The organism is Longirhabdus pacifica (assembly GCF_004115085.1).
GTDB lineage: Bacteria > Bacillota > Bacilli > Paenibacillales > DSM-105158 > Longirhabdus > Longirhabdus pacifica.
In genome coordinates this window covers 80997-106547 of record NZ_QXJP01000014.1, presented here as the reverse complement: position 1 = coordinate 106547, position 25551 = coordinate 80997, and the positions used below count along the sequence as shown (strand labels likewise).

At 39.3% G+C, this 25551-nt stretch carries 22 protein-coding genes; 15 read left to right on the top strand and 7 right to left on the bottom strand.

The features are described from left to right. Positions 1 to 460 precede the first annotated feature (460 nt). Positions 461 to 1765 (bottom strand): ADP-ribosylglycohydrolase family protein, encoded by a 1305-nt coding sequence (locus tag D1Z92_RS11305; protein WP_128895780.1) that lies wholly within the window; start codon positions 1763 to 1765, stop codon positions 461 to 463. A gap of 598 nt (positions 1766 to 2363) precedes the next feature. Between D1Z92_RS11305 and D1Z92_RS11300 the strand changes: the two genes are divergently transcribed. Genes D1Z92_RS11300 through D1Z92_RS11270 form a run of 7 tightly spaced genes read left to right on the top strand, consistent with a single transcriptional unit; the run spans position 2364 to position 9027 of the window. After that, the gene (locus D1Z92_RS11300; RefSeq protein WP_128895779.1) at positions 2364 to 3791 is read left to right on the top strand and encodes a dihydrolipoyl dehydrogenase family protein; all 1428 of its coding nucleotides are present in this window, start codon (positions 2364 to 2366) and stop codon (positions 3789 to 3791) included. Then, the gene (locus D1Z92_RS11295; RefSeq protein ID WP_164931582.1) at positions 3788 to 4447 is read left to right on the top strand and encodes a TVP38/TMEM64 family protein; all 660 of its coding nucleotides are present in this window, start codon (positions 3788 to 3790) and stop codon (positions 4445 to 4447) included. Before D1Z92_RS11300 ends, D1Z92_RS11295 begins: the two co-directional genes overlap by 4 nt. A gap of 1 nt (position 4448) precedes the next feature. After that, positions 4449 to 5693, top strand: coding sequence for an ABC transporter substrate-binding protein (locus D1Z92_RS11290; RefSeq protein ID WP_240666690.1), 1245 nt, complete (start codon positions 4449 to 4451; stop codon positions 5691 to 5693). Beyond that, positions 5677 to 6567, top strand: a complete 891-nt coding sequence (locus D1Z92_RS11285; protein WP_128895777.1) for an ABC transporter permease — start codon at positions 5677 to 5679, stop codon at positions 6565 to 6567. Before D1Z92_RS11290 ends, D1Z92_RS11285 begins: the two co-directional genes overlap by 17 nt. Before the next feature lie 4 nt (positions 6568 to 6571). Continuing rightward, complete coding sequence (locus D1Z92_RS11280) at positions 6572 to 7384, top strand: ABC transporter permease (protein ID WP_206099745.1); 813 nt, start codon at positions 6572 to 6574, stop codon at positions 7382 to 7384. Further along, positions 7381 to 8436 (top strand): ABC transporter ATP-binding protein, encoded by a 1056-nt coding sequence (locus D1Z92_RS11275; protein WP_128895776.1) that lies wholly within the window; start codon positions 7381 to 7383, stop codon positions 8434 to 8436. The genes D1Z92_RS11280 and D1Z92_RS11275 overlap by 4 nt, the downstream gene beginning before the upstream one ends. Positions 8437 to 8442: 6 nt before the next feature. Beyond that, positions 8443 to 9027 carry a CDP-alcohol phosphatidyltransferase family protein gene (locus D1Z92_RS11270; protein WP_128895775.1) on the top strand — a complete coding sequence of 195 codons (585 nt, stop codon included), beginning with the start codon at positions 8443 to 8445 and terminating at the stop codon, positions 9025 to 9027. 113 nt (positions 9028 to 9140) lie between these two features. On the opposite strand, the gene D1Z92_RS11265 is transcribed toward D1Z92_RS11270, so the two are convergent. The 4 genes from D1Z92_RS11265 to D1Z92_RS11250 form a co-directional block, all read right to left on the bottom strand. Continuing rightward, positions 9141 to 10799 carry an FAD-dependent oxidoreductase gene (locus tag D1Z92_RS11265; RefSeq protein ID WP_164931581.1) on the bottom strand — a complete coding sequence of 553 codons (1659 nt, stop codon included), beginning with the start codon at positions 10797 to 10799 and terminating at the stop codon, positions 9141 to 9143. Positions 10800 to 10880: 81 nt separating this feature from the next. After that, positions 10881 to 11174 carry an ArsR/SmtB family transcription factor gene (locus tag D1Z92_RS11260; RefSeq protein WP_240666689.1) on the bottom strand — a complete coding sequence of 98 codons (294 nt, stop codon included), beginning with the start codon at positions 11172 to 11174 and terminating at the stop codon, positions 10881 to 10883. A 107-nt stretch (positions 11175 to 11281) separates the two neighbouring features. After that, positions 11282 to 11749, bottom strand: a complete 468-nt coding sequence (locus tag D1Z92_RS11255) for a bactofilin family protein (protein ID WP_240666695.1) — start codon at positions 11747 to 11749, stop codon at positions 11282 to 11284. Between the two features lie 22 nt (positions 11750 to 11771). Further along, entirely contained in the window at positions 11772 to 12710 is a 939-nt protein-coding gene (locus D1Z92_RS11250; RefSeq protein WP_128895772.1) for a M23 family metallopeptidase, read from the bottom strand. 249 nt (positions 12711 to 12959) lie between these two features. On the opposite strand from D1Z92_RS11250, the gene ilvD reads away from it, so the two are divergent. Together ilvD and D1Z92_RS11240 are read left to right on the top strand one after the other, a co-directional pair. Then, on the top strand, positions 12960 to 14642 hold the full coding sequence (gene ilvD / locus D1Z92_RS11245) for a dihydroxy-acid dehydratase (RefSeq protein ID WP_128895771.1): 1683 nt from the start codon (positions 12960 to 12962) through the stop codon (positions 14640 to 14642). Positions 14643 to 15205: 563 nt separating this feature from the next. Beyond that, positions 15206 to 15697 (top strand): tetratricopeptide repeat protein, encoded by a 492-nt coding sequence (locus D1Z92_RS11240; RefSeq protein WP_128895770.1) that lies wholly within the window; start codon positions 15206 to 15208, stop codon positions 15695 to 15697. A gap of 121 nt (positions 15698 to 15818) precedes the next feature. On the opposite strand, the gene D1Z92_RS11235 is transcribed toward D1Z92_RS11240, so the two are convergent. Both D1Z92_RS11235 and pulA read right to left on the bottom strand, forming a co-directional pair. After that, on the bottom strand, positions 15819 to 16412 hold the full coding sequence (locus D1Z92_RS11235; protein ID WP_128895769.1) for a TVP38/TMEM64 family protein: 594 nt from the start codon (positions 16410 to 16412) through the stop codon (positions 15819 to 15821). A 100-nt stretch (positions 16413 to 16512) separates the two neighbouring features. Continuing rightward, positions 16513 to 18405 (bottom strand): type I pullulanase, encoded by a 1893-nt coding sequence (pulA, locus tag D1Z92_RS11230; RefSeq protein WP_164931580.1) that lies wholly within the window; start codon positions 18403 to 18405, stop codon positions 16513 to 16515. Between the two features lie 358 nt (positions 18406 to 18763). Between pulA and D1Z92_RS17500 the strand changes: the two genes are divergently transcribed. The 6 genes from D1Z92_RS17500 (at position 18764) to D1Z92_RS11205 (ending at position 24935) form a co-directional block, all read left to right on the top strand. After that, entirely contained in the window at positions 18764 to 18868 is a 105-nt protein-coding gene (locus D1Z92_RS17500; protein WP_206099744.1) for a sporulation protein YjcZ, read from the top strand. A 410-nt stretch (positions 18869 to 19278) separates the two neighbouring features. Continuing rightward, on the top strand, positions 19279 to 20268 hold the full coding sequence (locus D1Z92_RS11225) for a TAXI family TRAP transporter solute-binding subunit (protein WP_128895767.1): 990 nt from the start codon (positions 19279 to 19281) through the stop codon (positions 20266 to 20268). An 11-nt stretch (positions 20269 to 20279) separates the two neighbouring features. Next, a complete protein-coding gene (locus D1Z92_RS11220) occupies positions 20280 to 20816 on the top strand; it encodes a DUF1850 domain-containing protein (RefSeq protein WP_128895766.1) in 537 nt (178 codons plus the stop codon). A gap of 88 nt (positions 20817 to 20904) precedes the next feature. Next, on the top strand, positions 20905 to 23088 hold the full coding sequence (locus tag D1Z92_RS11215) for a TRAP transporter permease (protein WP_240666687.1): 2184 nt from the start codon (positions 20905 to 20907) through the stop codon (positions 23086 to 23088). A gap of 85 nt (positions 23089 to 23173) precedes the next feature. Further along, entirely contained in the window at positions 23174 to 24091 is a 918-nt protein-coding gene (locus D1Z92_RS11210) for an ABC transporter ATP-binding protein (RefSeq protein WP_128895765.1), read from the top strand. Further along, positions 24084 to 24935, top strand: a complete 852-nt coding sequence (locus tag D1Z92_RS11205) for an ABC transporter permease (protein ID WP_128895764.1) — start codon at positions 24084 to 24086, stop codon at positions 24933 to 24935. The genes D1Z92_RS11210 and D1Z92_RS11205 overlap by 8 nt, the downstream gene beginning before the upstream one ends. Positions 24936 to 25551: the final 616 nt, after the last annotated feature.

Here is a 25551-nt window from a genome sequence, read left to right as displayed (position 1 = left end):
TTCTTGATTTGGATAGATACGATACTTATATGCTTTCAACATCACTGACACCTACTTTCTTCCTTGCTTTTATAAGCATTTAGAAACGTTGATCATTGGCTATTAGGATGTGCCTTGAACGATACCATATTTCACTACCAAAACAAGGTGATAATGCAGGGAGAAAACTGAGTGATTATTGTTATCTAACGTCATTGATATAACAACCTTTCTACTAACTAATACTGATTAACTAATATTGATTATATCAATGTTGAAAATAACATACAATATTTTTGGCTAACGCCAACCGAAATTCATCTCCACCTTATCGTTGGGCTTCGCCCTTCACACGCTTGAAGATGGAGACTTCTTTCAGAAAACGTTAAAGTTCTATCGCCTACTAAGATTGTAAAAAAAGGGTCATAGTAAGATGATAGATCTTATGTAGTAAAAAATAATACAAAGAAACGTTTCGAAGTTACACTTTATATACTGTTTTAGCTTGTTTCGTGAACCTCATAAGCATATCGTCTATGTTCACTTCACCTATATGGGTTAAATACGTGTCTACTGTATTGTTGAAGTTTTTGTACCAATGTTCAGAAACACCCTTTTTACCTACAATAGCACCTACAATACTGCCAGCGGTTGCTGCTGTACAATCATTATCCATTCCCATCGCTACCGTTTCAGAAATAACCTTGGTAACATCATGGCCTCCAATCATTAAACCGAAGATGGTAAGACAAGCATTGTTATTTGTATGCGCATGACTCATTCCTTCAAAACGCTGATCTACTGCATCTCTAGCTTCCTGATAGTTCGCTATAGTTTTACCGATTTCCATCGCCCATGTGACATCTTCTGCTAATTTACATTGAGCAGGAATTTCTGTTAGTCCAATTTTCAACGCTTCAACAGCATCATCCACTGCAAATGCAGCAGACTGCGCAGCAGCAAAGAACATTTCTCCGTATATTCCATTGCGACGATGACTTAAATAAGCATCATAGTATGCCATTTGTGCTGCTTTTTGTGGATAAGCAGGAGCCATGTACGCAAACCCATCGGAACGAATATCCGCACCTATCCATTGGGAATAGGGGTTATCGTATTCTGCACAGTTGTTAGCTTGCATATTTTGTTTTAAGTTGTTTAATGCGATCTCTTCCGCAGTGCAAGCGAGTGGAAGATGTTTAAGCCATGCTTTACCTACATCTTCTGTTGTAAAATCAGCACCGTAGTTTTCTACAATCATGAGACTGAGTATCGTGTAAGTGATATCATCATCGACAGGCACTTTATGCATTTCATCTCTTGTATAATAAATAAAATCGCCTTTACTATAGCGAAGTTCATAAGGCTGCTTTATTTTAGACCAGTAATCTACTGGGGGGAAAGTGTCGCCAATATAAGTCGCCCAATTTTTCATTTCTTGTATCGACCAAAATTCTACAGGTGCACCTAATGTACAGCCTGCCATTCTTGCTAGAAATGCGCCTTCTAGTTTGTCCTTGTATTTCTCTTCATCCCATGTAGTCCACAGTTTTCTAGGACCACTCGGTCTAAGATTTCGAATATGTTGTAAGTCATTTGGTTCTTGGTTTGAAAGCGCTTTATCAATAGCTAAATTGTCTAACTTTTTTACCGCATTTTGCATCTCTTCATATACATGATCCAGTATGTCTTGCACACCTTGTGAACCTAATTCATGTTTTAATGAACTGTAATCTCTGATTACATCAGCTACATGATGATAGTTCGGTACTTTTGGATACGTCATGATTATTACCTCCTTTAATTTCCATGTCTGTCCTACATTATAAATAATATGTTTCTAACAGTACATCCCGAGTGAATGGTTTATCTAGATTGAATTTCAGCTTCATATGGTTTGTGGGTATAACCTTGTATTTTTTCGGCGATGGGTCTGTCTATTTCAGGTTGGTCTTGTGATACAATGTAGATAAAGAAGACCCTTGATACATATAGCTTCTCAGCGTACGGATGTGTTTTTTTATTTGCTTTAATATTAAATTCAGAAAAATCAAAAATAAAGTTATAGTCTTGATGAGTTCATGGATAATGAGCCTTTCAAGGCTTTTTTCTTGCTTCTATTGCAACGCAACCATTTGTGCTATAGCCCAATAAGATGACAAGCCCTATGGTCATACATGTTTGGTATAGCTAAACGTTGTATGTTTGATGAGCTACAGAACATCTTAAGAGAATATTAATTATTCCTTAAATCTTGTCATATTTATAAAATTTAGCTGAAACTAAGTTATACTAAACAGATAAAATAACAAGGTTTTATTTTTATTCCTTTTCTCCATACCAGAACATAAACAAGGCAATGAACAGATAGAGGAGGGTTTACGATGCAAAAATTCGATATGATCGTTATAGGCGGCGGAGCGGGTGGATTAGTGGTTGCTGTAGGAGCGGCTAATTTAGGTGCTAGCGTCGCATTAATAGAGAAAGACCGACTAGGTGGAGATTGTTTGTGGACAGGATGTGTTCCGACCAAATCGCTAGTCTCTTCTGCAAAATTAGTACATCATATGCATAAAGCAGCATCGCTTTTTCATACTCAAATCCAAGGGGAACCGGATTTTCAAGTTGTACTCAATCAATCTAAACAAGCCATAGATACGATACAAGAACATGACGATGAACAACGTTTCATTGATCTTGGTATTCAAGTGTTCAAGGGCGCTGCACAGTTCGTGGATGACCATGTGGTGAAAGTGGAAAATGAATCATTACACGGTAAGAAGATTGTCATTGCCACAGGATCAAGACCAAGTATTCCACCAATTAAAGGATTAGATCAAGTGCCATTTCTAACGAACGACATCATCTTTGATCTAGAGGAAAAACCAAATACGTTGGGAATCATCGGCGGTGGTGTCATCGGTATTGAATTTGCCCAAATATTTCAAAGATTAGGTACGAAAGTAACGATTTTTGAAAGATCTAACGCATTACTCCCGTTTGAAGATGAAGACATACGAGATGTTTTAGTTCAAAATTTACAAGCGGAGGGCGTTAACATCATATATAACGCAAGCATCGAAGAAATAACAAGTAACGAAAATAAAAAAGTCGTGCACTATAGCCAAGAAAACGAAACACATTCCACGTCATGTGATCAATTGTTGATTGCTACGGGACGTACAGCGAATACGGAATCATTGCAATGTGATGCAGCAGGCATTAAAATGGAAAGTAATGGTTTTATCCCTGTCAATTCGGCATTACAGAGCAATAAAAAGCATATTTATGCCATCGGAGATGTGAACGGCGTTCCTTCCTTCACACACAAAGCAGCATATGAAGGTAAAAAGGTGGTCAGTAGTGCTGTGTTAGGGATAAGACAAAAGGCCACGTATGATCATTTGCCATGGGTTATCTACACCGATCCGGAATTGTTTCATTTAGGATATACAGAAAAAGAAGCAAAACAGAAGATAGGTCATACAATAAAGGTGTATACGTTACCGTTGAGTCAATCTGATCGGTTTATTATTGATCAAGAGACAACGGGAATGATCAAGATCATCACAGATAAAAAAGGATATATCGTAGGTGCGCATGCAGTAGGAAGCGGTGCAGGGGATATCATGCAGGAGGTCGTATTTGCGAAGCAATATAAACATAAAATAGGATCTATCTCACAAGTCATTCATCCTTATCCTGCCCGCAGTATGGCGGTGCAACAAACAGCAGATTTATACTGGAGAGAAACGTTGTTTACCGGACCTATTGTAAAATGGGTGCGCAGGTATGTGAGGTGGTTCAGATGAAACTAAGTATAAAATCACGTTATATGAAATTGATCCTGTTGTCGCTGTTTGTTATTACGGGTGTTATCGTCGCTATTCGTTTTGAACTGCATCAGTTTTCTCCTGAAATTATAAGAGATTTTATTTTGTCCTTTGGTATTTGGGGACCGCTTGTATATATATTTTTGTACACAGTAAGGCCATTAATTCTTTTTCCATCGCTCATTTTAACGTTATCAGGTGGTTATGCATTTGGACCGTGGTGGGGGACATTATATGATCTCATTGGCGCTTCGCTCGGTGCATACCTTGCTTTTGGTATATCTCGTTATTTTGGTAAAGAAGCCGTTCAGCGTTGGTTTGGTCAGCGATTAGGGAAAGTAGAACAAATTACAGAAGGAAAAGGGTTTCAAACGATTCTGATTTTAAGGCTCATTCCGCTTATTCCATTTGATGCGATTAATTATGGCGCAGGTCTATCTAAAGTTTCGTTTCGTGACTATGCTATTGCCACATCGCTGGGCATCTTGCCAGCAGCATTTGCTTTTAATAATTTAGGGCATTCGTTTCACAACGTTTTTTCGTGGCAGTTTATTTTGGCCGTGACTTTTGTTGTACTACTATCTTTAACAGCTCCATTATACCGTTATATAAAGAAGAGGAAGAAGGTGTCATGAGTTGAATAGAAAGTGGTTCATTGCGTGCTCGTTGTTCTTTGTCATGGTGGTGCTCACAGCTTGTAGTACTAAGGATGATCTAGAAGAAGATATGACATTATTGGATCAATCATGGGAAGAGATCGTGGCGAAAGCAGATAGCAGTACCGTTACGATGTACATGTGGGGTGGAAGCGAGTCCATTAACCGCTATATGGATGACTATGTTGCCCCAGCAATGCAAGAGCGTTACGGCGTTACATTTAAAAGAGTTCCAGTAAGTGATACAAAGGATGTTCTCACGCAGTTACTTGCCGAAAAAAAGGCAGGAGCAACAGGGAATGCGGATATCATATGGATCAATGGTGAAAACTTCAAATCTACCAAAGAGGAAGGGTTGTTGTGGCAACCTTTTGCTGACAAGATTCCCAATGTAAATCGTTATATGGATTTGGATTCAAAAGCATTGTTTACTGACTTTGGCATGGATACGGAAGGGTTAGAAGTGCCATGGGGTAAAGCACAATTCGTTTTTATTTATGATAGTGAAAAAGTAACCTCTCCTCCTAAAAGTATGGAGGAATTGAAGCAATGGGTCATGGATAACCCTGGAAGGTTTACGTATCCTGCTCCTCCAGATTTTCATGGGAGTGCTTTTATTCGACACGTGTTATATGAGACGACAGGTGGCTATGAGAACTATGATGTTGCGCTGAATGAAGACGCGCTCAAGGATGATGTGCAACCGATGTGGGATTATTTAAATGAGATAGAGCCTTATTTGTGGAGAGAAGGAAAAACGTATCCAGAAAGCGCAAGTAAGTTGGATACGCTCTTTGCAGGAGGAGAGGTGTGGATGACCATGGCCTATGACCCTGCTAAAGCAAGTAATGAAGTCATGAATGGTAATTTTCCCACTACCACAAAAACGTTTGTATTGGAGCAAGGCACATTAACTAACTCTCATTATTTATCCATTCCATTCAATGCGCCAAACAAAGCAGCTGCGATGGTAGCGATTAATTTTCTCGTTTCACCAGAAGCGCAGATTCGTAAGAGTGATCCAACATATTGGGGTGAAGGCATGGTGCTAGATGCTAGTTTATTAGAAGCAGATGATGTGCAGCGTATAATGGAAATAGAGCAAGCGAGAGGGGATATTACGTTATCAGAAGAAGAGCTCTCTTCGCATCAAGTGCCGGAAATTAGAGCGGAGTATGTTCCTTATCTAGAGAAAGAATGGTTTGAACATGTGGCAAAAAATTAAGCCATACGTTTATGTTTTGCCTGCTGTGTTGATGCTCGTGATGTTGTTTTTAGGAGGAATACTGCAGGGGCTACTACAAAGTGTAGGTGTGTATGTGGCTTCTAGCACGTATTCTCTTTCTTTTGAAGCGTATCGCAGTGTGCTGTTATCCGAAGACTTTTGGAATTCTCTAACCTATTCTTTGACCATTGCCTCTACTTCTACTATCGTGTCGATGTGGATAGGGACGATGATGGCTTTTGCTACGTACTATTTATCACTACGTGTTTCAGGTGGAACAAAGATCAAGAGCGTGATACGTTTACAGCAGCTGCCACTATTGCTTCCACATATTGCAGTGGCATATATGTTTTTTTTGCTATTTACGCAAAGTGGTTGGATATCGAGGTTATCCTACAGTTTAGGTTGGATTGAACAAATAGATCAGTTTCCTATCCTTGTCCATGATCCTTATGGTTGGTCGATTATATTTACTTATGTGTGGAAAGAAGTTCCGTTCATTTTTCTGCTAGTGTATCCGGTGTTGCTTAGACTAGAACCCTCATGGATGCAGATGGCCAGAGTACATGGCGCTTCCATACGGCAATATTTTTTCACTATTTTTTCACTGCTTCTTCCAAGCGTTTTGACCTCAGGCTATATTGTTTTTGCGTTTACTTTTACTGCATTTGAAGTTCCTTATTTGCTCGGTGTGACCTATCCGAAGCACATTGCGGTCTTATCTTATCAATATTACAGTAGCGGTGGGTTTGACTTTAGAGAAGAAGCGTTGGCAGTGAATATTTTACTCGTCATCATTACGGCTGTCCTCGGCCTGCTGATACTCCGTTCGTTAAAAAAACTACAGTGGCACGTTCGCGGAGCAAGGTGGTGATGTGGTGTTGAAAAAGAATAAATACACGCTATGGGTAGTATCGCTGTCTTTCGTCCTACTTTTTATCGTATGTATCCCTTTCGTGCCTTTAATTTTAATGAGTTTTTCCGTGCATTGGTCTTGGCCAGATCTTTTCCCAAGTGGATATGACTTGCGGGCATGGGAATATGTTTTTTTGTCTAACACGTCGATTTGGAATGCGGTATGGATGACGGTGGTTATTGCTTTCGTTGTCACGTTCATTAATATACTATTATCCATTCCAGCTGCTAATGCGATTGCAAGGTTTAAATGGAAAGGGAAAGCCTGGATTGAACTATTATTTTATGCACCGCTCATTGTTCCTCCGCTGATTACGAGCATGGGCATCTATTTAGACTTTTTACGATATGGACTCATTGGAACGGTGACAGGTGTCATATTGGCTCATATTGCTCCAACGCTTCCTTATATGATTAGAGCGCTGGTGATTAGCTTTCAGACGTTAAGTTTTGACTGGGAGAATCAGGCGGCTACGCTAGGCGCGAACGGATGGCAGCGATTACGATATGTTGTGATACCGCATCTTGTTCCTGGATTAATCGTGGGCTGTAGTTTAAGTATGCTCGTTTCTTTTAGCCAATATATTGTTACATTACTGATTGGATCAGGAAAAGTGCAGACCATTCCTGTTCTCATGTTTCCGTATATTAGCGGTGGCGACCAAGCCATCGGCTCTGTCTTTATTATGGTGTATACGATCATGACACTTTTAAGTTTGTTTTTCATGCAATTTATCTTAACATTTTACTATCGGAGGAAAGGAATTCCGTTATGACTTCATTTCAGCTTCAACACCTTTCTTATGCATATGAAGATAAGTTGATTTTGCGAGATATTCATTTTTCCATTCAAGAAGGGGAGAGAATTGGCATATTAGGCCCTTCAGGAAGTGGGAAAAGTACGTTGCTTAACATTGTCGCTGGATTATTGCCGCTAAAACAAGGGGTAGTTTTGGATGGGGAAAAAGAAATAAACGATCTTCCTCCAGAAAAAAGGGAGATGGCGATGATGTTTCAGCAACCACTGTTGTTTCCTCATCTCACCATTCTCGATAATGCGGCATTTGCATTGAAAATGCGAAAGGTTGCTAAAAAACAACAGCATGAGCAGGCAAAGGAATGGTTGGCGGCAGTAGGAATGGAAGGGATGGAAAAACGGTACCCACATGAATTGAGCGGAGGGCAACAGCAACGTGTAGCACTCGCAAGGGCGCTGGCTGCGAAACCAAACTTACTACTGCTGGATGAACCTTTCAGTGCATTAGATCCGGAACTACGCTTAGAAATGAGAGATTTAGTACAGGATGTACAGCAAAAATCCAATACGACGATGATTTTTGTGACACATGACCGTGATGAAGCGTTTGCGATTGCTGACCGGCTTGTTATTTTAATCGATGGAATGGTAAAGCAAATCGATACACCGCGGCAGTGTTACGAAACACCAGCATCTCCCGAGGTGGCTAATTTTATAGGATGTAAAAATATATTTTATGGCATGTGGGAGCAAGATACGTTTACGTCTTCTTCTTTCGTGCATACGTTTCAGCATGCTAACATGGGCAAGGTAAGTGGTTGGCTAGTTTTAAGACCTGAAACCATTTCGATGACAAGTAGGACAACGAAACATGAAAATGCTCCTTTGACTGCAAAGGTAAAAAATATACAATATAGACAAGGGTATTATGATTATATACTGGATATGAACGGTACAAACTTACATAGTAGACAGTTTACAGAGAGTGCTGCAAATGTACAAATGGGTGATGAAGTGACGGTGCAATTCGGGACATATCATTTCATTGAGGATGAGAAAAAAGGGGAGTAGTGAATCATGCTAGATACATACGGCAGGAAATATATACAGCCTAGTATTGATAAAATAGCACATGTGCTCACACGATGGAATCTGACAGCAAATCATGTGACGTGGGCCGCGTTTTTGATTGGAAGTACAACAGGTGTATTGATTGTGCTGGATCAATTGGTCGCTGCGGTTATCGTACTATGGTTTTCAGGGTTATTGGATGTGGTAGACGGTTCTATGGCACGAATGCAGAACAAAACTTCAGCCTGGGGAACGTTAATGGATATTACGTTCGATAGGGTGGTGGAATGTTCTGTTATTATTGGTCTAGCTATTCGATTCCCACAAGCTATGCTCCCACTTTTATTGCTCACTGTATCTATCGTACTGTCGATGACGATTTTTTTGACGGTCGGTGCATTAACCGAAAAGAAAGGGATAAAAACGTTCTATTATCAAGCGGGATTAGCAGAGCGTACAGAAGGTTTTATCCTGTTTTCTATTATGATATTATTCCCATCTATTCTTGTTTGGACCACGATTTTATTCCTCATCATTGAATTGTTTACGGTCTTGCAACGGATGCTTGAAGCGAGAAAGATATTGTTGTAATGGATGTTGTAAAATAAAAAAAGAAGTCGTCCCTTGCCTATTAAACAATCGGACGACTTACAATTAGGAAGAATTATTGTATTTTCTATAACGTATATTACATTTTTATCTTGTTATTTCCCCTGCGTATAAGATTTATATCCACCGGTTACGTTTTTTACATTAAATCCGTGCTGAGCTAGAATGCGCGAAGCGACGTGCCCTCTTAGCCCTACTTGGCAATACACATGGATAGGTTTGGAAGTATCTAGCTCATCTAGACGTTCACGTAACGCATCGACAGGAATGTTTAATGCGCCATCCACATGCCCACGCTGAAACTCAGCCTCTGTTCTTACATCTAACTTTATAGCAGATGAGGACGGATCTTTATCGTCTAACTGTGTCGGCTCCACATAATGACTGAGTCCATTCAACGCATTTTGCGCTACAAATCCAGCTAAGTTCACAGGATCTTTTGCAGAGGAGTATGGAGGTGCATAAGTTAAATCCAGTTCTGCTAAATCATGTACACTGCCACCGAAATGTATCGTAGTGGCAATCGTATCGATTCGTTTATCTACCCCGTCTTTACCGATCGCTTGCGCTCCTAGCACTTTACCATCATCTGCAAACAATAATTTAATCACCATAGCAGAAGCCCCTGGATAGTAAGTAGCATGAGAAGGGGGATGAACAAAAATTTTGTTATATGGTATTTGCGCTTGTTGTAGGCTCTTTTCATTTTCACCTGTGCTTGCTGCAGTCATATCAAACAATTTTACGATGGAAGATTTGGAGAAGCGTTTGAAAGTAGTCGGCATGCCAGAGATGACATCTGCGACGATTCGCCCTTGTTTGTTCGCCGGCCCAGCCAAAGCGATAGCCATAGATTCACCCTGTGGGAAGGTAATACTTACTGCATCTCCCACAGCATAGACGTGTTCTACACTACTTTCTAGTTTTTCATTTACTTTAATGTATCCTTTGTCTGTAAGGGCGATAGAGCTATCAGCTAGAAAGGCAGTATCTGGTTGCACACCGACTGCTAAAATAACGAGGGAAGCTTTCACGGTTTTGCCGCTGCTTAACGTAGCCGTAACACCATCTTGTTGTTCAGTGAAAGAGGCAACGCGTTCATTCGTCATTAACTCAATATTTTCTTCTATTAATTTTTTATCTAAAATCGCTGCCATGTCAGGATCAAAGGTAGATAGGACGTGACTCTGTGCTTCAATTAACGTCACTTTTAATCCGCGTTGCTTTAAATTTTCCGCCATTTCCAAACCGATATAACCACCACCGACAATGATCGCGCTATCTGTTTGTTCCTGATCTACATACGATTTAATGTTGTCCGTATCTTTCATGTTGCGCAAAGTAAGGATGCGATCAGATGTTACGCCAGGCAGTGGGGGAACAATTGGTTTTGCACCAGGAGACAAAATTAAAATGTCATAGGACTCTTCGTAACTGTTATTTTCCCCATCACGAACATGTACTACCTTTTTTTCACTATCTACTGATGTCACTTCACTTTCTGTTCGAATGTCGATGCGAAAACGTTTTTCCATCAATTCAGGAGTCTGTACAATGAGCTTGGATCGATTTGCGATGGTTTCTCCTATATAGTATGGAAGACCACAGTTGGCGAATGAAATGTAACTTCCTTTTTCAACCATGACAATATGCGCATGTTCATCTAATCTTCTTAATCTTGCTGCCGCCGATGCTCCACCAGCAACGCCCCCTACAATGACAACTTTTTTTCTGTTTTCAGGACTGCTTCCCATGGTATAGAACAACTCCTCTTTATTTTGGTTAATGATGTTAGTTGAATGGTTTGCTACTTTGTTCATTTGCATTGCATTTTGCTAATTTGTATTAATCTGCTCGTCCTGTAGCAATTTGCAAAGCAACGGAATGATATTGTTATCTGTCAGACGATAATACACTTCTAGTCCTTGCCGCTGAGATGTGATGAGACCTGCATGTTTCAATTTAGTCAAATGTTGTGATATCGTCGGTTGTGGCATGTCTAGACATTGCTGCATATAGCTGACATTACATTTTTCTTTGTGCATCAACTGGTGAATCATGCATAAACGTACAGGATGTGAAATGGCTTTTAATTTGTCAGCAAGTTCAGAATACATGGCTACATTCAATAGACAGCACCTCAATATATTATATTATTTATATATTAATATATTTGAATATATGAATCAAGAAAAACAGATGCAGGTTAGGTATGCATCTGTACAAGTCTTACACATTAAGATTGTGCTGCTTTTTTTTCCACTGCTTTTAAATGTTTTTTGGAGTTGCGATGTGGATGTGAAGGACTGCTTTTTTCTTTTACGTTGGAGGATACATTCGGCTTACGCGTTTTTTCTAACATGGTACAGTTGCCTTGGAATACTCCACCTTCAAAAATATTTACTGTAGTCACGTCGATGTCTGCGAGTACTTTTCCGGTAGCATGGATGGTCAATCCGGCCTCTGCTTTGACAGAGCCTTCAATTAACCCAGAAGTAACGACTCGATTGGCTTGAATATCGGATTTGACAGAGCCTGTTTTCCCGATATGCACATCACCAGAACTCGTAATTTCGCCGATGACCGTGCCATCAATTCTTATGCTCGTTTGGGATAACAATTTGCCTTCAAAAATACACCCTTCTCCAATAACAGTCTCCATTTTATGTGGTTTATGAAGTAATGCATCCATTTTTTTGATCATGTTCACTGGTTTCCTCCTCTCATTAAGGTAAGTATAGGAGTGGATTCACGGCTTTATTATGGATCTGAATTTCATAATGTAGATGACTTCCTGTACTGCGTCCTGTACTTCCCATTTTGCCAATCATTTGTCCTTTGGTTACGGTACTGCCTTGTTCCACCACAGCCTCATTTAGATGCATATACACGGTTTTTATGTCTTCATTGTGCGTGATGATCACGTACTTCCCCCTTGAATTGTCGTTCCCCACTGCAGTGATAGTGCCTTTAGCGGTAGCATAAATGGGATCATTGGTCACACCGTCAATATCAATTCCATTATGCATGACATATGCCCCTGTAAATGGATCACTGCGCATGCCAAAATTGGACGTAATACTTTTTGTAGAAGTAGGCCAGATGCTAGGTGCTGACTCTACTTTTTCTATTTGTTCTTTTAATTGCGCCTTCACTTCATCTGATATTGCCTCCATCTGTTGCGCGGATAATAGTATAGATTCGATGGGATCAGATTGGATGATTTCACCTTCATATGTAACGATATCCATTAGGTTTGGTGTTGCTGTATCTTTATACGACTGTAATTCAATGCCGCTAGTTGGTGATTGCTCCAGCTGTCTTTTGAGTGCTTTTATTTCTTCGATCTCCTGTTCAATTTCAGTCGTTTGATTGGAGAGGAAGTTAATTTTATTCTGTAATTGTTCAATTTCTTCGTTTTTCATTTCGACCGTATTAAAGTATTGTTCTGTTTGCGATTTGACGTCTTGATTGAGTTGAACAATTTGTGCATTCATATCTTTTTTTTGTTGTATTTGCCATATCACCATGATACATATGAAAATAACTAGAATCACGAACATGCTATACAATAGTAGACTGTGGATGGACACTTGCCTTACTTCTTTGTCTGCATTGGGGACGAGCATAAACGTGAACGTGCCTTTACTACGTTTTCTTTTCATGTCAACTCCTTTTCTTGAACTATAGTTTTTGTAGCTTTAATACAGCTTTCACGTTGCGGAGACAGCAGTAAGATGTCCCTGCACTATATTACTATGAGGACGATTGTCGTTTTAGAAGCGTTTTACATTACCGTATGAAGTATCCGTGATCTTAAAAAAATTGATTAAATGTGTAGTAAAAGCTTGACGAATAATTTTAAGGTTATTAAGATGAGTAAAAAGAAAGATCAATGAAGGGATGGGAATGGTATGGGAAATGAAGATCTACGTATAAGAAGTAAAGTCATTAGCGAGGGGGCAAACCGAGCGCCAAACCGAGCGATGCTTAGAGCTGTCGGCTTTCAAGATGAAGATTTCAAAAAACCGATGGTCGGAATCGCGAGCACATGGAGTGAAGTGACCCCTTGTAATATACACATAGATGAACTTGCGATAGCAGCGAAGTCTGGTGCTAGTGCTGGAGGAGGAGCGCCTCTTATTTTTAATACCATCACCGTATCCGATGGCATATCGATGGGACATGAAGGGATGCGCTTTTCTCTTCCTAGTCGTGAAGTCATTGCAGATTCTATTGAAACGGTCGTTGGCGCAGAAAGATTAGATGGAGTCGTTGCTATTGGTGGCTGTGACAAAAATATGCCAGGCTGTATGATCGCCATTGGTCGTTTAAACTTACCATCCGTGTTTGTATATGGTGGTACGATCCAACCGGGTAAACATGAGGGAAAAGATCTCGACATTGTCTCTGCATTTGAAGCGGTCGGTCAATTTAACAATGGAGATATTAACAGAGAGCAATTAGATCAAATCGAATGTCATGCTTGCCCAGGAGCAGGATCTTGCGGAGGAATGTATACCGCTAATACGATGGCTTCTGCTATTGAGGCAATGGGAATGAGCTTACCGGGTAGTTCCTCTAACCCTGCTATTGCGGAAACAAAGAAAAATGATTGTTCCAAAGCAGGACAGGCTGTAGTAGACCTTCTTCGTCAAGGCATTTACCCTAAAGATATCATGACGAAAAAAGCATTTGAAAATGCGATTACGTTGGTGATGGCACTGGGTGGTTCCACGAATGCATTCCTTCATCTCATTGCGATTGCCCATTCGGTAGATGTAGATTTAAATATGGATGATTTTGAAGAGATTCGTAAACGTACACCGCATTTGGCGGATCTTAAACCAAGTGGACGTTATGTTATGCAAGATTTATGTGATGTTGGCGGCGTGCCGGGAGTCATGAAAATGTTGCTTAGACAAGGCTTGCTGCATGGGGATTGCTTAACAGTAACGGGTAAAACATTGGCTGAAAACTTGGCGGAAATGCCTGATCTAAAGGAAGGACAAGATGTGATTAGGCCGTTTGATCAACCATTAAAACCAGAAGGACCACTCGTCGTATTAAAAGGGAACCTTGCTCCAGAAGGTGCAGTTGCTAAAATGTCTGGTGTCAAATCAAGCAGTATCACAGGTCCTGCGCGCGTCTTTGATTCGGAAGAAGATGCAACGGAGGCGCTGATGAATGATGAGATCAAAAAAGGAGACATCATCGTGATACGCTACGTAGGTCCAAAAGGTGGTCCAGGGATGTCAGAAATGCTCTCTATAACGGCCATCGTAATTGGAAAAGGGCTTGGCGGTGACGTTGCACTACTTACAGATGGAAGATTTTCAGGTGGTACACATGGATTTGTCGTTGGTCATATTGGGCCTGAAGCGCAGGTAGGGGGACCTATCGGGCTGTTAAAAGAAGGGGATATGATTACGATTGACAGTGGGACAAGAGAAATTAGTGTAGACGTCAGTGACGAAGAAATGGATGCTAGAAAACAAGCATGGACAGCACCGCCACTGAGATATACTAGAGGAGTATTGTATAAATATGCGAAGCAAGTATCCTCTGCTGCAAAAGGTGCAGTAACGGACTTATAAGCAACGCATGAGAATGGAGACAGAGCGGCATACGTATACTTGTAGTGAATACGTGAGCGTGATATAGAATATGTTGAAGAAGTTAGTGTGAACAGGTTGAAATGCTTTCATTTCAGCCTGTGGACTACTTCACATGTTATTTTACATAAACGTATAATAAGTTGAATGAACTTGTTCAATCAACTTATAACCGCTAAACATAAGATGAAGAAATCTCAATATGTTAACCTTTACGGCTGGCAACTGAGCCGTAAACTTATATTTCATCATTTCTTTATCTTATAATAAGTTGAATGAACTTGTTCAATCAACTTATAACCGCTGAACATAAGATGAAGAAATCTCAGTATCATAACCTTTACGGCTGGCAACTGAGTCGTAAACTTATATTTTATCATTTCTTCATCTTATAATAAGTTGAATAAACTTGTTCAATCAACTTATAACCGCTAAACATAAGATGGAGAAATCTCAATATGTTAACCTTTACGGTTGGCAACTGAGCCGTAAACTTATATTTTATCATTTTGTATAATGAATTTAGTAGATAAGGGGAGTTCATCATGAAGGATCTTTCGACGCAATTAGAACAAGCGGTAACATTAAGAAAAGAAGGAGAGCTTTCATCATCACAATCTTTGTTACTATCGTTAGTAGAAGCACATCCAACTGATTGTATGGTGCATTATCAATGTGCGTGGACACATGATGTGATGGGATTAGAGAAAGAAGCTGTTCCCTATTATGAGAAAGCAATAGATTTAGGATTATCAGGCGAAGACTTAAGAGGTGCTTTGCATGGATTAGGCAGTACATTTCGCACGTTAGGGGAATATGAAAAAGCAGAACAAATGCTGAAAAAAGGAATGGAATTATTTCCTGAAGCGAAAGAGTTTGAAGCTTTTTATGCCATGGTGTTATATAATTTAGGTCGATATAAAGAGGCATGTCAACGCTTGTTAAATCAGTTAGCAGAAACGACGTGCGACGAAGATATTAAGTTATATAAGAGGGCGATCATGTTATATGCTGAAGATTTAGATCGCAAATGGTGATGGAATTGAAAAACACGGCAGTGATGTTCACGATGCCGTGTTTTTTTATATAGTATAGCTCATCATAGCGTATTTGCTTATCATAAATTCATTCTTATCACATGACCTTATCATTACCATATTATTGTTTTATCTTGGATTCCACTATCTTACCGACCACCCATAACAGTGCAAAAACACTAATCATCAAAATGAGACGCCATGGATTGTAAAAGACGGATAGAAAATCTTGTCCTACAAGAGAAATAATAAAAATCATGACACCTTTGCCAGCAACAATAGCAATGGCAAACGTACGGATAGAAATGTTAGAAATACCTGAAACAATATTAATGATAAAAGAAGGGCTGAACGGAAAACAAGAAAAGATAAAGATAGCCGAAAAACCTCTCTTTTCAAACCAATGAAAAAAGGCTTTTCCTTTTGGGTGCTTCCGCTCGATAAACAGGCGAAATCGAGCCTGATAGAGACGAGCAATATAAAATACGCTCAGTGCACCTAACGTGACACCAAGCCATGAAAATAAAAACCCAGGTAACAGTCCGTACGCTGTAACGTTTGTAATGATAATGGCGATTAAAGGTAAGAATGGAAGAAATGATTCAACGAAAGGCACCAGTATGCCAGGAATAGGACCATAAGATTGGTATGTTTCTAACCACTGTTCAATGTCCGAAAGTCTAATTGGAAATATATTTTCTAACCATTGCTGCATGAATTCACCTCAAACGAAACAGATACCAATTATTTTATCATATATAAAACATATAATGAAATTCATGGAGATAACACGAAATATTTTCCACTGTATCCCATTAAGATTTGTACATGACCATCGTAGAAAGAGAGGGTACGATAACATGATTGCCATGAAAACGGGATAATATATCTGTCCCAGCATGCTGTTCATTAACGACGATATTCCATTCAGAGTGAAAAGGTAAGTGTAATGCTTTACCCTGTCGATCTGCATTGTGTGCTACTACAATGTGTTTCCAAATATCTCTTTCATCATGAGAAATGTGATAAGCAATCATCGATGAATCACTGTCTAAAAACAAAAGATGTTTACGAATATCCGCTGCATGCTGTATTCGAAAGGAAGAATGCGCAGCACGGAGCGTTATAAGCCCCTTTGTGTATTGAAATACATCGATATACTTTCTTTTTCTTTCCCAATCAAGCTGATTAATGTCATCCCCAGAACGGTAACTGTTGGCAACCCCTTTTTTTGTTCTTAAAAATTCTTGACCTGCGTGAAGGAAAGGAATGCCTTGCGAAGTAAGAAGGAATGCCATCGCTAATTTATGCATTTTTATTTTAGTGTGCTCATCATCATGCGGTTGTGTAAAGGATAGTTTATCCCACAATGTATGATTATCATGACATTCTACATAATTCACACATTGATCAGGTTCCTTGGCAAAGTGACCAATGTCGTCACTCCACTTTACTCCTCCAACGACACTTCCTTTTACCTTGTTTTGCTGTGCATAGTCACCATTGATCCATCCTCTGACTTCAGGTTGAAATACACTGCCTTTTAATCCATCACGGGTAAAATCATTGAATTGAGCAATACGAGGCATACGATGTGCATTATGTTGATTTGCAATGTCTTCTGAAGGAAGGACCGTATTAATGTTCCAGCCTTCACCAATCATGATGATGCTGGGGTCAATTTTGTCTAGTTGTTCACGAATGTCATTCATCGTTTCCACATCGTGGATACTCATTAAATCAAAACGAAATCCGTCTATTTTGTACTCAGAAGCCCAGTAGCAGACAGAGTCCACGATCCATTTCCTCACCATGTCCCTTTCTGATGCAGTATCGTTGCCGACACCAGTATTATTCATGAGTGCGCCATCTTGGTTATAGCGAAAAAAGTAACCTGGTGCCAGTTGGTGTAAATTCGAATCATGTACAGAAAATAGGTGATTGTATACTACATCCATGACGACTTTAAAGCCGTTCTCATGTAAAATTTGGATGGCTTTCTTCCATTCTTTTATTCTAATCATAGGATCGTATGGATCAGAAGCATAAGATCCCTCGGGCACATTTAAATGCTTTGGATCATAACCCCAATTATACTGTGGAATATGCAGATTGCTTTCGTCTACACTTTCATAATCAAAAACAGGCAATAGTTGAATATGTGTCACGCCAAGTTCAGCCAGATGATCTAATCCTATTTTTACTCCGTCATGTAGCGTAGTGTTTGTTTCTGTAAAAGCTAAATACTTTCCTTTATATTGAAAAGGACTGCGGTGATCTATAGAAAAATCACGAACATGCAGTTCGTAAAAAACAGCATCAACAGGATGTGAAAAGTTCGTTTTATATTGTTTATACCAATGCTTCGGATTGGTTTTATTTACATCGATAACAACGCCTCTATGACCATTTACGGTCACCGCTCTAACGTAAGGATCCACCACTTCTTCCCATTCGCCACTTCTATATACTTTGTAATTGTAGATGACCCCATGTAAGTCCCCTTTTACTGTCGTTGTCCACGTTCCACCATCACTTTTTGTCATCTCGATTTGCTTATGTTCGAGCTTATCATTCCAGGAATGATAAAAGATAAGCATGACTTGTTTTGCTGTAGGAGACCACACTTTAAATGTTGTATATGTTGCGGCGTAAACGTTTCCAAGATCTACACTTCCATAAGTGGGGAAGTTGATGTCATTGTTCATGTCGCTCACCTTAAACCTCATCACCTTTCATGATGGTTTTTCCATTTATAATGCAAAAGGTATGGATTTAGTATACGCATGAACGGATGAACTCGTTCGCTTTTCCCTTTAAAGTGGGTGCGACACTATCCCTTCATTTGTTTCATTTGTATCTGAAAAGGGATGAAGCATGGAGTGGACATAGTGATATCGACAAATGGATGGAGGTAGACATGAGTTTTCGTGCTGAAAATAACAGGCGCAGTAAAGGGTTTCACGCTTTTGTAGCCAAAAAGGGCAAATGACGTAGGTTAGATGTCCACACCGTATTGGCAGATCGACATAAGATAAATCAACTCTTTAAAAGGAGGTGTATCGAATGTCTGGATGTGGTGGATATAGATATGGCTGTGGATGTGCTGGTATCGTCTTAGTACTCTTTATTTTATTAGTAATTATCTTAGGTGCAGGTTTCTTCGTATAATAATTATATATAAACGCCTTCCCATCATAGGAGGGCGTTTTGTTTAATTATGAGTGAATAGGGTGGAATGTCCACACCGTATTGGCAGATTCACATAAGATAAATCAACTCTGAAAAAGGAGGTGTATCGAATGGGTGCTACTGGTGCATGCTCTTGCGCAACTATTGTTTTAGTTCTCTTTATTTTATTAGTTATTATTTTAGCTGCGGGTTTCTTCGTATAAATGGACTTTATATATAAAGGCTCTCCGAACGTTGGAGAGCTATTTTTGTGTCACAAAAAATTTCACATCTTGTTATTATTTTTGTTAGTTTTATTATGTGTATTGTAAATAGTGACAAATATATTATAATATACTATTAGTAAAACAGATAGAAATCAGAAATTAATTAAAAGGGTGTGTTATGTTATGAAGAAGTTTTTATTAGTTATGCTTGCAGGAATTTTGACATTCTCCTTAGCAGCTTGTGGTTCATCAGATGATACAGATGACAATGCAGAGGGTGGTAATGAAGGTGGCGACACAACAGAGTATCGTTTAAACATTGGTACAGGTGGCAACAGTGGTACATACTACCCATTAGGAGTAGCAACACAAAAAATCTTTTCAGAACTTGATATGGTCAAAAGTGTAAGTGCATTGACAAGTGATGCATCCGTAGCGAACGTGAATGGTATTAAAGATGGAGATTATGAGTTAGCGTTTATCCAAAATGACATTACTTATTATGCAGCTAATGGGGAAGAAATGTTTGCAGATAATGCAGTGGAAGGACTTCATGGATTTGGTGTATTGTATCCAGAAGTTATTCAATTGGTAACAACGGAAGATAGTGGAATTAATTCCTTGGAAGATTTAAAAGGGAAAAAAGTCTCTGTAGGGAAAGCAGCAAGTGGAGTAGAAGCAAATGCGCGCCAAGTATTAGACGCTGCTGGCATTTCTGAGGATGATATTCAAATTGAATATTTATCTTTTGGTGATGCATCTGCTCAATTAAAAGACAACAACATCGATGCAGCATTCGTTACAGCGGGAACACCTACTGCTTCTATCCAAGAATTGAAGGCTACTAAAGGGGTAAAAGTGATTGCTCTTCCAGATGATGTGAGAAATACATTGAAAGAAAAATATCCTTTCTATGTGGATTACACATTAGAAAAAGAAGCATATGATCTTGAAGCAGACGTTAATACGGTAGCAGTAAGCGCGATGATCGTAATTAGCGCAGATGTGAGTGAAGACTTAGCGTACGAATTAGCGAAAGCATTCTACGAAAATACAGATGAATTAGCAGGGGCACATGAGAGAGGAAAAATGATCAGCATAGATACTGCATTAGAAGGTATGCCTGTTGACGTTCATCCTGGTGTGCAAAAATACTTTGATGAGCAAAAGTAAGGCTGTTGATCATGATGCATAGATTGAACAGCAAGAAGACATTGCTGAAAGGCAGTGTCTTCTTTTCCATTTTTTTGATTGTTATCATCGTGCTTATTTTTTTATTTGGAAAGCGTATACATGTTTTTACCATTTCAGATGAATATGGTAAAGAGGTGTATTATGTACAACGTGTAGAAACAGGTGCACAGCTGTCTCACACCTTTATTCATTCTGTAGAATTATGCCCATTAACCGAAAAATGGACACTGAATGAACAGTTACAATTCGTATTGATGGAAAGTTGGAATTGTTCATTTGGCGCGGGAATTGCTTATAATGCGGAACATGCTGGAACAGGCGCAATGAAAGATGGCTTTTATGTCATTAAAGACATGAATGTAGTGCAAGGGCCTATCTATATGCATCCGCGAGATTTTACAGATCATCATTTTCAAATTGATGATACGACGTTGAATTTATCGGAACGTTTTCCTAACGAGATCATTTATATTCAAGTGGAAAATTATCCAAAATGGAAATATTGGTACTATAAATATCAGCTCTGATCCGTTAGAATAATGAATATATAGTTTATAAAACTAAAAATTCTGACAATATGAGCAGGAATACATTAGGAACAGAGGAGGAAGGTCTATGCAGCATACCGCAGATAAAATTAATGATGAAATGCAGCGAAAAATTGATGAGTTGGAAGGCTCCGATCGGCAGCTGAGAGGTATTCTTGCGATAAGTGTGGCTATCATTGCCATAGCGATGTCACTATTTCATTTGTATACCGCTGGCTTTGGTGTGATTTCGGAACAAAGAGTCGTCCATCTTAGTTGGGCATTAATTATTGTTTACTTACTTTTTCCATATAAAAAAGGGACGGGCCAAACGACCATTCCGTGGTATGACTTATTGCTTGCTGGAGTCGCATTGTTTATTGGGTCATACAAATTTATTAATTTCTCTGAGTTAGCGGCACGTTCAGGAGACCCTACAACATTCGATACGGTTGTCTCCTTTGCTTTGATTTTATTAATTCTTGAGGCAACTCGCAGAGTGCTCGGTTTACCGCTGATGATTATCGCTCTTATTTTTATTACGTATGGTTTGATCGGATACAAAACAACACCATACTTAGAATGGCTCATTCCAGAAGCGATTTATCATCAAGGATATGACTTTGTCAGTCTTGTCACGAAACTAGATACAGATGAAGGAATCTTCGGGATGCCGATTTATGTATCATCTACATATGTCGTGATATTTATTATATTTGGTGCGTTATTTGATGCTACTGGAGCGGGGAAGATGTTTATTCAATCCGCGTTATCTGCACTTGGTTCTTTCCGCGGTGGTCCTGCAAAGGCAGCGGTTGTCGGTAGTGGTGTCATGGGTTCGATTTCTGGAAGTTCGGTTGCAAATGTGGTTACGACGGGGACATTTACGATTCCCCTTATGAAAAAAGTCGGGTTTAAACCACAGACGGCTGGTGGGATTGAAGTAGCTTCGTCATCCAGTGGACAATTGTTGCCACCGGTGATGGGAGCAGCAGCATTCATTATGGCGGAAACAACAGGTTTGCCTTATTTGGAAATTGCTATTGCAGCGATTATTCCATCGATTCTCGCTTATATGGCGATTTTGTTTATGGTGCATATTGAGGCGCTAAAACATGATATAAAAGGTATTCCCCGTAAACAATTAACACCATTAAAGATGGTATTGTCGCTTCGAGGATTTCTAGCGTTTCCGATCGTCGGCTTAATTTATTATTTAATGCAAGGTTTTACACCGACGAAAGCAGCTTACATTGCGATCATTATGATCATCTTATTAGGACTCTTTTCTAGTTGGATGGAAAATTATAAAGGGATGGGATATTTACTTTCTCTCCTCGTCGTCTTCGTTGCTTTTGGATTTAATGTATTTGGTAATCTTCCTAGTGAGTTTGCGATTACAGGTGCCATTTGTATCGGGATTAGTATTATTGGGATGGTATTAAGGTCAAGATTCAAAGAAGAAGCGAAGCAAGATCGTCTTCATTTTGGATGGCGCGAGTTTTTAGCCGCATTAGAAGTGGGCGCAAAAAACGCAGTTAGTGTAGCGGTAGCTTGTGCTGCTGCCGGAATTTTAGTCGGTGTAGTGACCACGACAGGATTAGGTGTCAGCTTATCTACTATCATCGTTGGCATAGCGGAACTGGACTTGTCTGTCAATTTGTTTGGGTTAGAGTTAGGTGTTGACCCAATTTATGCCGTACTTATCGCAGCGATGGTCGCTTGTATGATCATGGGACTTGGTTTGCCAACGACAGCTACCTATATTGTACTTGCAGCAGTAATGGCTCCAGCTCTTGTGGATGTAGGGGTGTCTCTCATTGCTGCACATTTATTCGTATTTTATTATGGTATTTTGGCAGATGATACACCGCCGATTAACTTGCCTGGTTATGCTGCCGCAGGAATAGCCAAATCCGAACCAGTGAAAACAGGTGTGCAAGGATTTAAATACGATTCGGGAGCGTTATTATTACCATTTGCCTTTGTTATGAATGAGCATTTATTATTACAAGCAGAAGGTGCGCCATGGTATGAAACAGCTTGGGCAATTGTTACAGCATTATTAGGCATTATTGCCTTCTCCACGTTCATTCAGAAACATATGATCAAACCGTATTCATGGATTGAACGCCTGTTAGCATTATCTACCACGATTTTGCTAATCAATCAGTCTCAACTAACGGATTACATCGGAATAGGCATTATCATCAGTATCTTCTTGTTCCAAAAATTTGTGAAAAAAGATACACCGAGATTACAACCATCCTAAATATAAAAATAATAATTTGCCGCTTAGAAATTTTCTGCTAAGCGGCTTTTTCAAAATTGCTACGAAGGATTAGGGAGGATAAATCATGACAGTAGAAACGACTGCTGTACTAAAAAATGTATCGAAGCAAGTAGGGAATAGAAAGATTATCGACGGCTTAGATTTAAGTGTGCAAAAAGGAGAAATTCTAGGACTGCTTGGTCCAAATGGTGCAGGAAAAACAACGACCATTCGCATGATGGTAGGACTCATATCCATCACTGAGGGAGACGTTTCGATTCACGGAAAAAGTATTACCAAGCAATTTGAACAAGCTATTCAGCACGTTGGAGCCATCGTAGAAAATCCAGAAATGTATAAGTTTTTAACTGGTTATCAAAATTTGATTCATTATGCAAGAATGAGTCACGGTATAACAAAGGAACGCATAAATGAAGTTATCCAACTGGTAGGATTGCAAAATCGTATTCATGATAAGGTGAAAAAGTATTCACTAGGCATGAGACAGCGATTAGGTGTTGCACAAGCGTTGTTACATCAACCATCCTTATTAATTTTAGATGAGCCTACCAATGGACTAGACCCTGCTGGCATACGTGAATTAAGAGACTATTTGCGCCAGCTGGTGGAGAAGAAAGGATTATCTGTCATCGTCTCCAGTCATTTATTATCCGAAATGGAACTGATGTGTGACCGTGTAGCGATTATTCAAGAAGGTAAGTTAATCGATGTTCGTCATATTAAAACAAACGAATCGGTGCAGCAATACATAGTTGAAGTAGATGATGTAGAGAAGGCTAAACAAGCCATAGAACAATTGGAACAAGAAATGAACCTCGAGATGAGGAAGGAGCACATTGTTATCGATATGGAGAAAGAACATGTGCCAGCTGTCGTGCAAACTTTAGTACAGCATCATATTGACATTTACAGCATTATTCCTGCCACGAAAACACTCGAAGATCAATTTTTAGAAGTGACAGGGGGGAAAGAGATTGTTTAATCTAATCAAAAACGAAAACATGAAAATTTATCGTCGTCCAAGAACATGGGTCATGTTTGGTATATTAATTATTATTATATTACTCATGTCCATTTTACTGCATGTCTACGAGCTAGATAATTGGGGATGGGTATCGCCGTTACAACAATATGCGGAAGCTCAAGGGCTGATATATTATGAAAACACCTTTTGGAGTAATGCGTATCAAGTTGCTGGCTTGATGTCGCTGGTAAGTATTTTCACGATTGTTATTGCTGGTGATATTGTAGCGGCTGAATTTTCTTGGGGTACAATAAAATTGTTGTTGATTCGTCCGTTTCATCGAAGTAAAGTACTGCTTTCAAAATTTATTGCGTGTATTATATTCGCGTTATTCATGTTAACTACATTATTTATACTGTCTATCTTGATTAATGGGATATTAAAAGGATTCGACGGATTTTCTGCTTCATTTTTATACATGGCTGACAATGGAGAAGTCGTGGAGCGTAGTATGATGCTTCAGATGCTTATTTATTTTGCTTTGTCATTTGGAGAGCTCCTGATGATTACGTCGATCGGTTTTATGATTGGTACGATCTTTAGAAGTAGTGCAATGGCGATTGGAATTTCCATGTTTATCATGTTTACAGGTTCTATCATTTCCTTCTTCTTACTGCGATATGACTGGGGAAAGTACAGTATTTTTCCTAATCTGGAATTGACACAGTATCGAGGGGGCGCAGCGCTGATCTCTAATGAGTTATCGTTAGGATTTTCATTGGCAGTCTTGGCAGTCTATTTTGTTGTTTTCAATGTGCTGTCATGGTATATTTTTTCCAAGCGTGACGTGGCCTTGTCGTAGACAGAAGCTCACTTGTAAAAAAACATGCTCAATAAAAACAATGTCGTGATATGAGCACAAGCAAATGCCTCTTTTTCTCTATATACATGGAGAAAAGGAGGCATTTGTCATGAGAAGAAAAAATCGAGTTACTGTAATACCAAGTGTGTGTAATATTAGAACGATCGATCCTGAAGGTTGTCCAACACTATGTGATACAAATTGTACCACAGGAAACTCATGTACATGTTATATACCTGCTGGTGTTTGTGGTTCTTCGAGTATAGCGGTAGTGTCCAATGCGGATGTGTGTGTAAAAAGAATGGGAAATAAAACTTTTTTTAATTACAAACCAAGTAAGAACGTACAATTCACCATTATAACCAGTCCTGTAAAAGGAAAGATTGTAAAAAGAGTGTTTAGAACTCAGATAAAAAATAAAAACAGAAGAAGAGCCTACTTACAATTCATTGGTAGGAATGGCACACTTACAAGCCGAAAAATACCGCTTCGTTTTTCTAAATGTAAAAGATGTACGTGCGGACGATAACACGATACATCTAAAATTATGATGCTTTAAGCATAATGGGATCTCTCTCAACTGAAGTGACAACAATAAAAATTGATGTAGATGAAT

What these genes read in the sequence shown, in the direction of transcription:
- D1Z92_RS11305 (WP_128895780.1), bottom strand. Translation starts at nt 1,765, where the DNA reads ATGACGTATCCAAAAGTACCGAACTATCATCATGTAGCTGATGTAATC.
- D1Z92_RS11300 (WP_128895779.1), top strand. Translation starts at nt 2,364, where the DNA reads ATGCAAAAATTCGATATGATCGTTATAGGCGGCGGAGCGGGTGGATTA.
- D1Z92_RS11295 (WP_164931582.1), top strand. Translation starts at nt 3,788, where the DNA reads ATGAAACTAAGTATAAAATCACGTTATATGAAATTGATCCTGTTGTCG.
- D1Z92_RS11285 (WP_128895777.1), top strand. Translation starts at nt 5,677, where the DNA reads ATGTGGCAAAAAATTAAGCCATACGTTTATGTTTTGCCTGCTGTGTTG.
- D1Z92_RS11275 (WP_128895776.1), top strand. Translation starts at nt 7,381, where the DNA reads ATGACTTCATTTCAGCTTCAACACCTTTCTTATGCATATGAAGATAAG.
- D1Z92_RS11270 (WP_128895775.1), top strand. Translation starts at nt 8,443, where the DNA reads ATGCTAGATACATACGGCAGGAAATATATACAGCCTAGTATTGATAAA.
- D1Z92_RS11265 (WP_164931581.1), bottom strand. Translation starts at nt 10,799, where the DNA reads ATGGGAAGCAGTCCTGAAAACAGAAAAAAAGTTGTCATTGTAGGGGGC.
- D1Z92_RS11255 (WP_240666695.1), bottom strand. Translation starts at nt 11,749, where the DNA reads ATGATCAAAAAAATGGATGCATTACTTCATAAACCACATAAAATGGAG.
- D1Z92_RS11250 (WP_128895772.1), bottom strand. Translation starts at nt 12,710, where the DNA reads ATGAAAAGAAAACGTAGTAAAGGCACGTTCACGTTTATGCTCGTCCCC.
- ilvD (WP_128895771.1), top strand. Translation starts at nt 12,960, where the DNA reads ATGGGAAATGAAGATCTACGTATAAGAAGTAAAGTCATTAGCGAGGGG.
- D1Z92_RS11240 (WP_128895770.1), top strand. Translation starts at nt 15,206, where the DNA reads ATGAAGGATCTTTCGACGCAATTAGAACAAGCGGTAACATTAAGAAAA.
- D1Z92_RS11235 (WP_128895769.1), bottom strand. Translation starts at nt 16,412, where the DNA reads ATGCAGCAATGGTTAGAAAATATATTTCCAATTAGACTTTCGGACATT.
- pulA (WP_164931580.1), bottom strand. Translation starts at nt 18,405, where the DNA reads ATGAACAATGACATCAACTTCCCCACTTATGGAAGTGTAGATCTTGGA.
- D1Z92_RS17500 (WP_206099744.1), top strand. Translation starts at nt 18,764, where the DNA reads ATGTCTGGATGTGGTGGATATAGATATGGCTGTGGATGTGCTGGTATC.
- D1Z92_RS11225 (WP_128895767.1), top strand. Translation starts at nt 19,279, where the DNA reads ATGAAGAAGTTTTTATTAGTTATGCTTGCAGGAATTTTGACATTCTCC.
- D1Z92_RS11220 (WP_128895766.1), top strand. Translation starts at nt 20,280, where the DNA reads ATGATGCATAGATTGAACAGCAAGAAGACATTGCTGAAAGGCAGTGTC.
- D1Z92_RS11215 (WP_240666687.1), top strand. Translation starts at nt 20,905, where the DNA reads ATGCAGCATACCGCAGATAAAATTAATGATGAAATGCAGCGAAAAATT.
- D1Z92_RS11210 (WP_128895765.1), top strand. Translation starts at nt 23,174, where the DNA reads ATGACAGTAGAAACGACTGCTGTACTAAAAAATGTATCGAAGCAAGTA.